10 protein-coding genes are annotated in these 12,507 nt (G+C 51.8%); 8 read left to right on the forward strand and 2 right to left on the reverse strand.

Annotated elements, in window-relative coordinates:
- Positions 1-169: 169 nt before the first annotated feature.
- Entirely contained in the window at positions 170-1,153 is a 984-nt protein-coding gene (locus tag GBAG_RS00730) for a quinone oxidoreductase (protein WP_034492417.1), read from the reverse strand.
- 78 nt (positions 1,154-1,231) lie between these two features.
- On the opposite strand from GBAG_RS00730, the gene dnaB reads away from it, so the two are divergent.
- The 5 genes from dnaB (at position 1,232) to GBAG_RS00755 (ending at position 6,667) form a co-directional block, all read left to right on the forward strand.
- Positions 1,232-2,638, forward strand: a complete 1,407-nt coding sequence (gene dnaB / locus GBAG_RS00735; protein WP_034492420.1) for a replicative DNA helicase — start codon at positions 1,232-1,234, stop codon at positions 2,636-2,638.
- 170 nt (positions 2,639-2,808) lie between these two features.
- On the forward strand, positions 2,809-3,888 hold the full coding sequence (alr, locus tag GBAG_RS00740; RefSeq protein WP_034492422.1) for an alanine racemase: 1,080 nt from the start codon (positions 2,809-2,811) through the stop codon (positions 3,886-3,888).
- 59 nt (positions 3,889-3,947) lie between these two features.
- On the forward strand, positions 3,948-5,141 hold the full coding sequence (gene tyrB, locus GBAG_RS00745) for an aromatic amino acid transaminase (protein ID WP_034492425.1): 1,194 nt from the start codon (positions 3,948-3,950) through the stop codon (positions 5,139-5,141).
- Between the two features lie 170 nt (positions 5,142-5,311).
- Complete coding sequence (aphA, locus tag GBAG_RS00750) at positions 5,312-6,025, forward strand: acid phosphatase AphA (RefSeq protein ID WP_034492427.1); 714 nt, start codon at positions 5,312-5,314, stop codon at positions 6,023-6,025.
- 288 nt (positions 6,026-6,313) lie between these two features.
- Positions 6,314-6,667, forward strand: a complete 354-nt coding sequence (locus tag GBAG_RS00755) for an MmcQ/YjbR family DNA-binding protein (RefSeq protein WP_034492428.1) — start codon at positions 6,314-6,316, stop codon at positions 6,665-6,667.
- Here the strand turns inward: GBAG_RS00755 and uvrA are convergent, their stop codons facing one another.
- Complete coding sequence (gene uvrA, locus GBAG_RS00760) at positions 6,668-9,499, reverse strand: excinuclease ABC subunit UvrA (protein ID WP_034492431.1); 2,832 nt, start codon at positions 9,497-9,499, stop codon at positions 6,668-6,670. It abuts the gene before it with no gap.
- 227 nt (positions 9,500-9,726) lie between these two features.
- Between uvrA and ssb1 the strand changes: the two genes are divergently transcribed.
- The 3 genes from ssb1 (at position 9,727) to GBAG_RS00775 (ending at position 12,435) form a co-directional block, all read left to right on the forward strand.
- Positions 9,727-10,263, forward strand: a complete 537-nt coding sequence (ssb1, locus tag GBAG_RS00765) for a single-stranded DNA-binding protein SSB1 (protein ID WP_034492433.1) — start codon at positions 9,727-9,729, stop codon at positions 10,261-10,263.
- 201 nt (positions 10,264-10,464) lie between these two features.
- Positions 10,465-11,643, forward strand: coding sequence for a M20 aminoacylase family protein (locus GBAG_RS00770; protein ID WP_034492435.1), 1,179 nt, complete (start codon positions 10,465-10,467; stop codon positions 11,641-11,643).
- Between the two features lie 15 nt (positions 11,644-11,658).
- Positions 11,659-12,435 carry an ABC transporter substrate-binding protein gene (locus GBAG_RS00775; protein ID WP_034492438.1) on the forward strand — a complete coding sequence of 259 codons (777 nt, stop codon included), beginning with the start codon at positions 11,659-11,661 and terminating at the stop codon, positions 12,433-12,435.
- Positions 12,436-12,507: the final 72 nt, after the last annotated feature.

The raw sequence follows: 12,507 nt of genomic DNA on the forward strand, positions 1-12,507 counted from the left end.
TGATCACAACCTCGCATCTTTCTGGCTAAGTTTGCGGGTCGCGGGATATCAATTATTTACCAAACCTGACATTATTAACGGGTTGCGAAAACACGAATTCATCGCGCTGTACCCTACATACCGTGCGAACAAAAAAAGAATGGGCTTCCCTCGGGAGGCCCAAATTCTTTTATGGAATCAGTAAACTAGAGCCTTGTGTGCTGCGGCTCTCCAGCGTTGTATGAGCCTGAGCGGCATCGCTCAAGGCAAACTTCTGGTTATCAGACACATCGACTTTTATCACGCCGCTGGCAATCAACGAGAACAGTTCGTTGCAGGCTTCCTCAAGCTCTTCACGCGTGGTCACGTAACCATTTAGTGACGGACGAGTAACATACAGCGAGCCTTTCTGGTTCAAAATGCCCAGATTCACACCCGTAACCGGGCCGGAGGAGTTGCCAAAACTCACCATCAAACCCTGGCGCTGAAGACAATCCAGCGATGATTCCCAGGTATCTTTCCCAACCGAGTCATAAACCACCGCCACTTTTTTGCCGCCGGTAATCTCTTTTACCCGCTCGACAAGATTCTCTTCGCGATAGTTAATGGTCTGCCAGGCGCCGGCTTGTTTGGCGCTTTCTGCTTTTTGCGCAGAGCCGACCGTACCGATTAATTTGGCACCCAACGCTTTCGCCCACTGGCAGGCGATCAGCCCAACGCCACCGGCCGCAGCATGGAATAAGAAAACTTCATTGGCTTTGATATCGTAGGTTTTACGCAGCAGATAATAGACCGTCAGACCTTTCAGGAATGACGCTGCGGCTTGTTCAAAAGAGATAGCATCAGGAAGTTTTGCGGCTTTATCGGCGGGCACATTATGCACGCTGCTGTATGCGCCAAGCCCGGACTGCGCGTACACCACTCGGTCGCCGACTTTAAGATGTGTTACCGCACTGCCAACTTTAGTCACGACCCCTGCAGCTTCTGTACCGAGGCCGCTGGGTAGCATCGGCGGTGGGTATAAACCGCTGCGAATGTATGTATCAATGTAGTTGATACCAATCGCTTTATTCTCAACTTGCACTTCGTGCTCTGCGGGGGCCGTTGGGGTGAATTCCGCGACTTTTAGCACTTCAGGCCCGCCGTGTTGACTAAATTCAATGCGTGTTGCCATGAGAACTCCTTCTGTTTCCTCGGAGGGAGATAGAGTAAACTCTCGTCTCTCTTATCTGATTTTGGTAACTCCCTCACTATGGCAGGAAATAAACCCTTCAACAAACCGAAAGAACCCCGCGATCGTCAGATGGAAGGGCTGAAAATGCCGCCACATTCTCTGGAAGCGGAGCAGTCGGTGTTGGGCGGTTTAATGCTGGACAACGAACGCTGGGATAACGTTTCTGAGCGCGTCGTGGCTAACGATTTTTTCAGCCGTCCACACCGCATGATCTTCACCGAGATGCAGCGTTTGCTCGAAATGAGCAAGCCCATCGATCTGATCACGCTTTCTGAATCTCTTGAACTTCAGGGCAATCTGGAAAGCGTTGGCGGTTTCGCCTATCTGGCCGAATTATCAAAAAACACGCCAAGTGCGGCGAACATTAGCGCTTACGCCGATATCGTGCGTGAACGTGCCGTAGTTCGTGAAATGATTTCTGTGGCGAATGAAATCGCCGATGCCGGTTACGATCCGCAAGGGCGCACCAGCGAAGACTTGCTCGACCTCGCCGAATCCCGCGTGTTCCAGATTGCTGAGAGCCGCGCGAATAAAGACGAAGGGCCAAAAAGTATCGACCAAATCCTCGAAGCGACAGTCTCGCGTATCGAAACGCTTTACCAGACGCCGCACGATGGCGTAACAGGCGTGGATACGGGCTACCAGGATTTGAACAAGAAAACAGCAGGTCTGCAAAAATCGGATCTGATCATCGTGGCGGCGCGTCCGTCGATGGGTAAAACCACGTTTGCGATGAACTTGTGCGAAAACGCCGCGATGTTGCAGGAAAAACCGGTTCTCATTTTCAGCCTCGAGATGCCCGGCGAACAAATCATGATGCGTATGCTGGCGTCGCTGTCACGCGTTGACCAGACCAAAATCCGTACCGGTCAGCTCGATGATGAAGACTGGGCGCGAATTTCCAGCACCATGGGCATCTTGCTTGAAAAACGCAACATGTACATTGATGACTCATCCGGCCTGACGCCAACGGAAGTGCGTTCACGTGCGCGCCGTATCTACCGCGAACATGGCGGCCTGAGCCTGATCATGATCGACTACCTGCAATTGATGCGTGTGCCGTCGCTGTCTGATAACCGTACGCTGGAAATCGCCGAGATTTCGCGCTCGCTCAAAGCGTTGGCAAAAGAGCTACAGGTGCCGGTGGTGGCGCTCTCGCAGCTTAACCGTTCTTTGGAGCAACGTGCTGATAAACGCCCGGTCAACTCCGACTTACGTGAATCCGGCTCTATCGAGCAGGATGCCGACTTGATTATGTTTATCTATCGTGACGAAGTTTATAACGACAACAGTGACGAGAAAGGCATCGCGCAAATCATCCTCGGCAAGCAGCGTAACGGCCCAATCGGTACCGTGCGCCTGACGTTTAACGGGCAGTTCTCGCGCTTCGATAACTATGCTGGTCCTCAATACGACGAAGATTAAATCCTCGTTATCCTTCACGCTGCAAGTGCGTTGGCTGCACTCGCTTACCCCAATCGCTTACTTGTGTAAGCTCATGGGGATTCACGAGTTTGCCGCCTTCTTGCAGCCCGAATGATTTAGAGGATTTGGGCATTCCAATTCCATATACAAAAATTTCGCAAGGAACGAACATGCAAGCGGCAACCGTAAAAATTAACCGCCGCGCTCTGCGACACAACCTGCAACGTCTGCGCGAACTGGCTCCAGCCAGCCGTATGGTGGCGGTTGTGAAAGCAAACGCATACGGGCATGGTCTGCTGGAGACGGCCCTTACCCTGACTGATGCCGATGCTTTCGGCGTTGCCCGTCTTGAAGAAGGTGTTCGGTTGCGTGCAGGGGGAATTACCCAGCCCATTCTGCTGCTCGAAGGTTTCTTCAATGCAAGCGACCTGCCGACGATTGCCGGGCAGAATTTCCAGACTGCCGTCCACTGTATTGAACAGCTCGAAGCGCTGGAGCAGGCCGAGTTAAGCCATCCGATTACCGTGTGGATGAAGCTGGATACCGGCATGCACCGCTTGGGCATCTTGCCTGAAGAAGCAGAAGCCTTTTATCAGCGCCTTTGCCGCTGTAAAAACGTCAGCCAGCCGGTAAATATCGTTAGTCATTTTGCGCGTGCTGATGAGCCGGAATCTGACGCCACGCTGCGCCAGCTCGATATTTTCAATTCATTTACCGCAGGCAAACCAGGGGAGCGTTCCATTGGCGCATCTGGCGGCATCCTGTTGTGGCCGGACTCGCATCTGGACTGGGTTCGCCCTGGCATTATCTTGTACGGCGTTTCTCCGGTGGAGCAAAAACCGTGGGGCACCGATTTTGGTTTTCAGCCGGTGATGTCTCTTACTTCCAGCCTGATTGCCGTTCGCGAACACAAAGCGGGCGAAGCGGTAGGTTACGGCGGCACCTGGATTGCGCAGCGCGATACCCGCCTGGGTGTGGTGGCGATTGGTTACGGCGACGGTTATCCACGCGCAGCACCATCCGGTACGCCAGTGCTGGTCAATGGCCGCGAAGTGCCGATTGTCGGGCGTGTTGCCATGGACATGATTTGTGTCGATCTTGGCCCGAACTCAGCAGACAAAGTGGGTGATAGCGTGGTGATGTGGGGCGATAACCTGCCGGTTGAACGCATTGCGGAAATCACAAAAGTGAGTGCTTACGAACTTATCACGCGCCTGACTTCAAGGGTAGCGATGGAGTATCTGGACTAGTTGTCCTTCCCTGGTTTACATTGGTTGTTCGCGACACTGTAAACCAGGAGAACCTCACCGTGTTTCAAAAAGTTGACGCCTATGCTGGCGACCCAATCCTTTCCCTTATGGAACGTTTCAAAGTTGATCCGCGTAGCGACAAGGTAAACCTCAGCATTGGCCTCTATTACGACGAAAATGGGGTCATCCCGCAGTTACAGGCTGTCGCTCAGGCAGAAGAACGTCTGAATTCTCAACCACATGGCGCATCGATTTACCTGCCGATGGAAGGCCTGAATACCTACCGCAGCGCGATTGCTCCGTTGCTGTTTGGGGCAGATCACCCGGCTTTGCTCGAAGGGCGTATCGCGACGATTCAAACACTTGGCGGCTCTGGTGCGTTAAAAGTCGGTGCAGACTTCCTGAAAACTTATTTCCCAAATTCGCAGGTCTGGGTCAGCGACCCGACCTGGGAAAACCATGTCGCTATCTTCGGCGGTGCCGGTTTTGAAGTGAACACTTATCCATGGTTCGATACCGAAACCAATGGCGTGCGCTTCGAGGCATTGCTGGAAACGCTGAATACGCTGCCAGCACAAAGCATTGTGCTGCTGCATCCATGCTGCCATAACCCGACAGGTTCTGACCTGACTGATGCGCAGTGGGATGTGGTGGTCGAAATCCTCAAAGCTCGCGAACTGATTCCTTTCCTCGACATCGCCTATCAGGGCTTTGGCGCGGGTATGGAACAAGACGCTTACGCGATTCGGGCGATAGCCAGCGCCGGGTTGCCTGCATTGGTCAGCAACTCTTTCTCCAAAATTTTCTCAATGTATGGCGAACGTGTCGGCGGGCTGTCGGTGGTCTGTGAAAACACCGAAACCGCAAGCCGCGTGCTGGGCCAACTGAAAGCGACCGTGCGCCGTAACTACTCCAGCCCGCCAAACTTTGGCGCGCAGGTTGTGGCTTTGGTGCTCAATGACGAACAACTGAAAGCTAACTGGCTGGCGGAAGTCGAAACCATGCGCCGCCGTATTCTCGATATGCGCCAGGCACTGGTTTCTGTTCTGAAAGCTGAAATGCCAGACCGCAATTTTGACTACCTGCTGCAACAACGCGGGATGTTCAGCTACACCGGTTTGAGCGCGGAACAGGTTGACCGCCTGCGTGATGAGTTTGGTGTCTATCTGATTGCCAGCGGACGCATGTGTGTTGCCGGGTTGAACAGCAACAACGTGCAACGCGTAGCGCAGGCGTTTGCCGCAGTAATGTAAGTACTCACTTACTTTGTTCCCCGAAAGGCGATGTGTGATCATCGCCTTTTTCTATGACAAATCTTGAAAAAAACCTTTCTCTGGCGCTTAGGCCTCGGTATTGTCGATCTGATTTTTGACCACTTGTTCCGATTTATAATCATAAAAATTAACGAGAAAGAGGGAAAATAATGCGTAAGCTAACGATGGCACTCAGTGCCGCGTGTTTGTTACTTGGATTGAATCAGTCTGCTCTCGCAAAAGAATCAGCTCCCGCTCCACTGAATCCTGGCGTTACTGTTGCGCAACTCGCGCAGCAAGTTCCTGTGCACTGGGTGTCGGTCGCACAAATCGAAAATAGCCTGTTAGGGCGTGCGCCGATGGCGGTAGGTTTTGATATCGACGACACGGTTCTGTTCTCAAGCCCTGGCTTCTATCGCGGGCAAAAAGAGTATTCACCAGGTAAACAGGATTACCTGAAAAACCCAGCATTCTGGGAAAAAATGAACAACGGCTGGGATGATTTCAGCATGCCAAAAGAGGTGGCGAAAAACCTGATAGCCATGCACCTCAAACGTGGCGACAGCATTTATTTCGTCACTGGCCGCAGCCCGACCAAAACAGAAACCGTGACTAAAACGCTGCAAAATGATTTCCAGATCCCGCAGGCTAGTGTGAACCCGGTTATCTTTGCGGGCGACCAGCCAGGGCAAAACACCAAAACGCAGTGGCTGAAAGATAAGAAAATCAAAGTGTTTTACGGCGATTCAGACGGTGATATTACTGCCGCGCAGGATGTAGGCGCGCGCGGTATTCGTCTGTTACGTGCTTCTAACTCCAGCTATCAACCATTGCCAAAAGCAGGGGCATTTGGCGAAGAGGTTATCGTTAACTCCGAATACTAATTTTACCCGTCATACTTCAAGCCGCAGGTGCGTTGGCTACACTCACTCACCCCAGTCACTTACTTTAGTAAGTGACTGGGGTGAGTTCACTTGCCGCCTTTCTTCAGCTCGAATTATTTAGGGTAAAATCGGTTTTAATGACGCTATACCCATCCCGCTGCCGTTTTTTTCATCAAAATTTCCCCGTTGAGTTTTACCTTTTGGCGAGTTGCTCGCACACTTAGAGGTGCCGGTTTCTTAAACTGGCTAGCACATCCTTTTCACGGGAGTCTCTCAAGGGGAATTAAAATGACCAATTCGGAGTTATTGCAATACTGCATGAACAAGCCCGGAGCCGAACAAGCGGTTCATAGCGACTGGAAGGCGACACAAATCAAAGTGGCGGATGTGATGTATGCGATGGTGCATGACGTGGAAGCGCGCCCGGCAGTGTCGTTAAAGGCAAGCCCGGCACTTGCCGACTTATTACGTGAACAACATAGTGATGTGCATCCTAGCGCGCATTTGAATAAAGCGCACTGGAGCACGCTTTACCTGGATGGCACACTTCCTGACTCGCAGATTTACTACCTGGTGGATGCTTCGTATCAGCAGGCATTATCGCTGCTGCCCCAGGAAACCAGGCAGCAGCTTTCTGACTGACTATTTCAATTTCAGCAAAGGCTTGAGGAAACGAGCGGTATGTGACGTTTCGCACTCTGCGACAGTTTCTGGCGTACCGGAAACGAGAATTTCGCCGCCGCCGCTACCGCCTTCTGGGCCAAGGTCAACAATCCAGTCTGCGGTTTTAATCACATCCAGATTATGCTCGATAACCACAATGGTGTTGCCCTGATCGCGCAACTGGTGCAGAACTTCCAGCAATTGCTGAATATCTGCAAAGTGCAGGCCAGTCGTCGGCTCATCGAGGATATACAGCGTTTGTCCGGTGCCGCGTTTAGAAAGCTCACGCGCCAGTTTTACACGTTGTGCTTCACCGCCCGACAGCGTGGTCGCAGACTGACCCAGGCGAATGTAAGACAGGCCCACGTCGATTAACGTTTGCAGCTTACGCGCCAGCGCAGGTACGGCATCAAAGAATTCACGAGCGTCTTCAATGGTCATATCCAACACTTCGTGGATGCTTTTGCCTTTGTACTTAATTTCCAGCGTTTCGCGGTTGTATCGCTTGCCACGGCATTGGTCGCACGGCACGTAAATATCCGGCAGGAAGTGCATCTCAACTTTGATAACGCCATCGCCCTGGCACGCTTCACAACGCCCACCACGCACGTTAAAGCTAAAACGCCCCGGCGTATAACCCCGCGCACGGGATTCCGGCACGCCCGCAAACAGCTCGCGCACTGGCGTAAACACGCCGGTGTAAGTTGCCGGGTTTGAACGCGGTGTACGTCCAATCGGACTTTGGTCGATATCAATAACTTTGTCGAAATGCTCCAGACCATGAACGTCGCGGTACGGCGCAGGTTCTGCAAGCGTTGCACCGTTCAATTGGGTTTGAGCAATCGGGAAAAGCGTATCGTTAATCAGCGTCGATTTACCGGAACCTGAAACCCCGGTCACGCAGGTAAACAAACCCACGGGCAGCGTCAACGTCACATCTTTCAGGTTGTTGCCCTTCGCGCCAACCAGCTTCAACACCTTCTCAGGATCGGCCGGAACGCGGTTTTTCGGCAGCGCAATTTCACGCTTACCGCTGAGGAACTGCCCGGTCAGTGATTCTGGCGCGTCGATAATATCCTGCATCGTGCCTTCAGCAACGACATGGCCGCCGTGAACACCTGCACCAGGGCCGATATCAATAATATGGTCTGCGGCACGGATCGCATCTTCGTCGTGCTCGACCACAATCACGGTATTCCCGAGGTCGCGCAGGTGAATCAGCGTTTCCAGCAGGCGCTCGTTGTCGCGCTGATGCAGGCCAATTGACGGCTCATCGAGCACATACATCACGCCCACAAGACCCGCGCCAATCTGGCTTGCCAGACGAATACGCTGCGCTTCACCGCCGGAAAGTGTCTCGGCGGAACGGGAAAGCGAGAGGTAATTCAGGCCGACATTCACCAGGAATTTCAGGCGATCGCCAATCTCTTTCAAGATTTTTTCAGCGATTTGCGCACGTTGCCCACTCAGCTTCATGTTGTGGAAGAATTCCATCGCATGACCAATGCTCATGTCAGAGATCGTTGGCAGCGGCGTGTTTTCAACAAACACATGGCGTGCTTCACGGCGCAGACGCGTACCTTCGCAGCTTGCACATGAACGGTTGCTGATAAATTTCGCCAGTTCTTCCCGCACCGCGGAAGACTCGGTTTCTTTATAGCGACGTTCCATATTATGCAGAACGCCTTCAAACGGATGGCGGCGCACAGACGTATCGCCACGGTCGTTTATATATTTGAACTCAATGCTTTCTTTACCAGAGCCGTTAAGCACCACGTTTTTCACGCTGGCGCTCAGTTCATTCCATGGTGTTTCGACATCGAATTTATAATGCTCCGCAAGCGAGCGCATCATGGTGAAGTAGTAGAAATTACGGCGATCCCAGCCACGAATCGCGCCGCCGGCAAGGGAAAGCTCGCCGTTTTGTACTACACGCTCCGGGTCGAAATATTGCTGCACGCCAAGCCCGTCACAGGTTGGGCAGGCACCGGCTGGGTTGTTGAACGAGAACAGACGTGGTTCCAGCTCGCGCATGCTGTAGCCGCAAATCGGGCAGGCGAAGTTTGCCGAGAACAGCAACTCTTCTGCTTTTTCATCGTCCATATCGGCGACAACCGCAGAACCGCCGGATAAATCCAGCGCGGTTTCAAAGGATTCCGCCAGACGCTGCGCGATATCTTCGCGCACTTTGAAACGGTCAACGACCACTTCAATGGTATGTTTTTTCTGTAATTCTAATTTTGGTGGATCGGAGAGATCGCACACTTCGCCGTCGATCCTGGCGCGGATGTAACCCTGGCTTGCGAGGTTTTCCAGCGTTTTAGTGTGCTCGCCTTTCCTGTCTTTAATGATGGGGGCAAGCAGCATCAGGCGTTTGCCTTCCGGCTGCGCTAAAACGTTATCGACCATCTGGCTGACGGTTTGCGCCGCCAGCGGCACGTTGTGATCCGGGCAGCGCGGCTCACCCACGCGGGCATACAGCAGGCGCAGGTAATCATGAATTTCTGTAATAGTGCCGACGGTTGAACGCGGGTTGTGCGAGGTGGATTTCTGCTCGATAGAAATCGCAGGCGACAAGCCTTCAATGTGGTCGACATCTGGCTTTTCCATCAACGACAGGAACTGACGCGCATAGGCGGAGAGGGACTCAACGTAACGACGTTGCCCCTCGGCGTATAAGGTGTCGAAAGCCAGTGAGGATTTGCCAGAACCCGAAAGCCCAGTCACGACAATCAGCTTGTCGCGCGGAATAACGAGGTTAATATTTTTGAGATTGTGGGTGCGGGCGCCCCGAACTTCGATCTTATCCATTCACCTTTCCCGGTTTAAACGCTTTTTGCCAGGCCGCACAGGAGGCCGCCGACGATCACAAACGGCTAATTATGACACAATAAAACCTGAATGGATATCCAGTGCTTTAATGCAATAATGTATATCCTTCCGACATTCTGGAATGCATCCCGCAGCTATAAAGATTAGGGGTGGCGTGGTAGAATCGAGGGTTTACACTATTAATAAACGTTTCAGGAGACACGATCATGGCCAGCAGAGGCGTAAACAAGGTGATTCTCGTCGGGAATCTGGGTCAAGACCCGGAAGTACGCTACATGCCAAATGGTGGCGCAGTTGCCAACATTACTCTGGCCACGTCAGAGTCCTGGCGCGATAAGCAAACCGGCGAAACTAAAGAAAAAACTGAATGGCACCGTGTTGTGCTGTTCGGAAAACTGGCAGAAGTTGCAGGCGAATACCTGCGTAAAGGCTCCCAGGTTTATATCGAAGGCGCATTGCAGACGCGTAAATGGACCGACCAGGCTGGCGTTGAAAAATACACTACCGAAGTCGTGGTTAACGTGGGTGGCACCATGCAAATGTTGGGCGGCCGTGCAGCGGGCGGTGCTCCTGCCGGCGGTGGCGCGCCAGGCCAGCAGCAAGGTAGTTGGGGTCAGCCTCAGCAACCACAGCAGGGTGGCAACCAGTTCAGCGGCGGCGCGCAATCTCGTCCGCAGCAGAGCGCTCCAGCGCCATCTAACAATGAACCACCAATGGACTTCGATGACGATATTCCATTCTAAGATCATTCGTTAGACTGAGTGCATTATAAGGCCCGCGGATATTGATAATATCCGCGGGTTTTTTTATCCGGCCAGATTAAATTAACTATTAATAATCCGAATGTATTGCTCCGCGTCATAAGTATTCCTGCTTGCATTAAAATGTTATCAAGCTAAGTTGTTTATGCAAACACAACACTGATAACTCCACCGGAGAGCAGCATGACGGATTTCGTAATTCCAGAAATAAAAGCATCAGAAGATGAGATGATTGCAATACGTCATTATCTGCATGCAAACCCAGAATTAAGTCTTGAAGAGTTTAAAACCAGCGATTTAGTGGCAAAACAACTTGAATCCTGGGGATATAAAGTCACGCGAGGAATTGGCACTACTGGGGTTGTGGGTTCTTTGAAAAAAGGGGATTCGAATAAATCTATTGGTCTGCGGGCTGATATGGACGCACTCCCTATTTTTGAAGAAACGAATTTACCCTGGGCCAGCACCGTGGCCGGGAAAATGCACGCCTGCGGCCACGACGGGCACACCACTATTTTATTGGCGGCTGCAAAATATATTGCTTCCGAATCCTGCGAATTTAACGGCACAGTCCATCTCATTTTCCAGCCAGCCGAAGAAGCCATTGGCGGCGCGGACTTAATGATTAAAGAGGGATTGTTCGAGCGTTTCCCATGCGACCGTGTCTTTGCCCTGCACAATATGCCAGGCTTGCCGACCGGAAAACTAGGTTTCTACTCAGGCAACTTTATGGCCTCGGCAGACACCGTAAAAATCACCATCAAAGGCTATGGCGGCCATGGTGCTTATCCGCAACGTACCGTTGACCCCATCGTGACGGGCGCGGCGCTAATCACCGCATTGCAAACCATTGTCTCCCGCAATGTCACACCAGGCGAAACCGCCATTGTTACCGTTGGAACCTTCCAGTCGGGCATTGCCTCCAACGTAATTCCCGACAGCGCGGTAATGGAATTAACCGTGCGCGCCATGAAACCAGAAATTCGCGACCTGCTGATAAAAAGAATTGAAGAGTTAGCCGACTTCACGGCGAAAAGCTTTGGTGCCAGCTGCGACGTGGAAGTTTACGACTCCTATCCCGTCTTGATTAACGACGATGAACAAACGGCCTTTGCCCGTGAGCTGGCTGTCGAGTTTTTTGGTAAAGATGCGGTGCTCGATACGGTGCTTCCATCCACCGGCAGCGAAGATTTTGCCTTTATGCTGCAAGAAAGACCGGGCAGTTATTTCTTATTAGGCAATGGCGAAAAAGGGGAAAAAGGCGGCTGCATGGTACATAACCCGGGTTATGACTTTAACGATGCGATTATTTCCACCGGCGCCTCATTCTTTTCCCGTTTAGTACAAACTTACTGTCGTTAATATCCAGGAGCTAACATGAAAAAATATATTCTGCCATTAATTGCTCTGCTGGCGACAAGCTCGGTATTTGCAAATAATATTAAAGAAATACGCTTTGGCGTCGATCCTACATTCGCTCCCTTTGAGTCAAAAGATACCGCGGGGAAAGTCGTCGGGTTTGATATTGATTTAGGTAATGCTATTTGTGAAAAACTTCAGGCTAAATGTGTATGGGTAGAAAATAACTTTGATGCCATTATTCCCGCGCTGCAAGCCAGAAAGTTTGATGCCATTCTTTCCGGCATGTACATGACGGAAAAACGCAAAGAACAAATCGCCTTTACCGATAAAATATATAACGGCCCGGTCTTTTTAGTCGCACATAAAAATAATCCCATCAAACCGGAAATTGATCAGCTGAAAGGTAAAACCATCGGCGTTGAGCAAGGCTCTGCCCAGGAAACTTACGCGAATAAAAACTGGCGCAGTGCCGGGGTTAACGTGGTGGCTTATCAGGGGGCTGATTTAGTGGTGCAGGATTTAGAGTCCGGACGCATCGACGCGGCAGTGCTTTCCGGGGTGATGGCGGAATATAGCTTCCTGAACAAACCGCAGGGCAAAGATTTTGCTATGGTCGGCAAAGCATTACAGGACCCGGAATTATTTGGGGCGGGCGCGGCGATTGGTCTGCGTAAAGATGATGCGCAATTACGCGAAGCGCTAAATGGCGCGATAAGCCAGATTATTGCGGATGGCACGTATAAAAAGCTCGCCTCTAAATACTTTAGTTTCGACATCTATTCCGGGACGTAATTTCAGTACCGCACCAGGCGCAAACTGGCCTGGTGCTTTTCTTCAGCCGCTCTGTTGCGCGCTAAAAAATAG

The organism is Buttiauxella agrestis ATCC 33320, assembly GCF_000735355.1.
GTDB lineage: Bacteria > Pseudomonadota > Gammaproteobacteria > Enterobacterales > Enterobacteriaceae > Buttiauxella > Buttiauxella agrestis.

Excerpts from the sequence above, each read along its gene's own strand:
- GBAG_RS00730 (WP_034492417.1), bottom strand. The coding sequence starts at position 1,153 with ATGGCAACACGCATTGAATTTAGTCAACACGGCGGGCCTGAAGTGCTA.
- dnaB (WP_034492420.1), top strand. The coding sequence starts at position 1,232 with ATGGCAGGAAATAAACCCTTCAACAAACCGAAAGAACCCCGCGATCGT.
- alr (WP_034492422.1), top strand. The coding sequence starts at position 2,809 with ATGCAAGCGGCAACCGTAAAAATTAACCGCCGCGCTCTGCGACACAAC.
- aphA (WP_034492427.1), top strand. The coding sequence starts at position 5,312 with ATGCGTAAGCTAACGATGGCACTCAGTGCCGCGTGTTTGTTACTTGGA.
- GBAG_RS00755 (WP_034492428.1), top strand. The coding sequence starts at position 6,314 with ATGACCAATTCGGAGTTATTGCAATACTGCATGAACAAGCCCGGAGCC.
- uvrA (WP_034492431.1), bottom strand. The coding sequence starts at position 9,499 with ATGGATAAGATCGAAGTTCGGGGCGCCCGCACCCACAATCTCAAAAAT.
- ssb1 (WP_034492433.1), top strand. The coding sequence starts at position 9,727 with ATGGCCAGCAGAGGCGTAAACAAGGTGATTCTCGTCGGGAATCTGGGT.
- GBAG_RS00770 (WP_034492435.1), top strand. The coding sequence starts at position 10,465 with ATGACGGATTTCGTAATTCCAGAAATAAAAGCATCAGAAGATGAGATG.
- GBAG_RS00775 (WP_034492438.1), top strand. The coding sequence starts at position 11,659 with ATGAAAAAATATATTCTGCCATTAATTGCTCTGCTGGCGACAAGCTCG.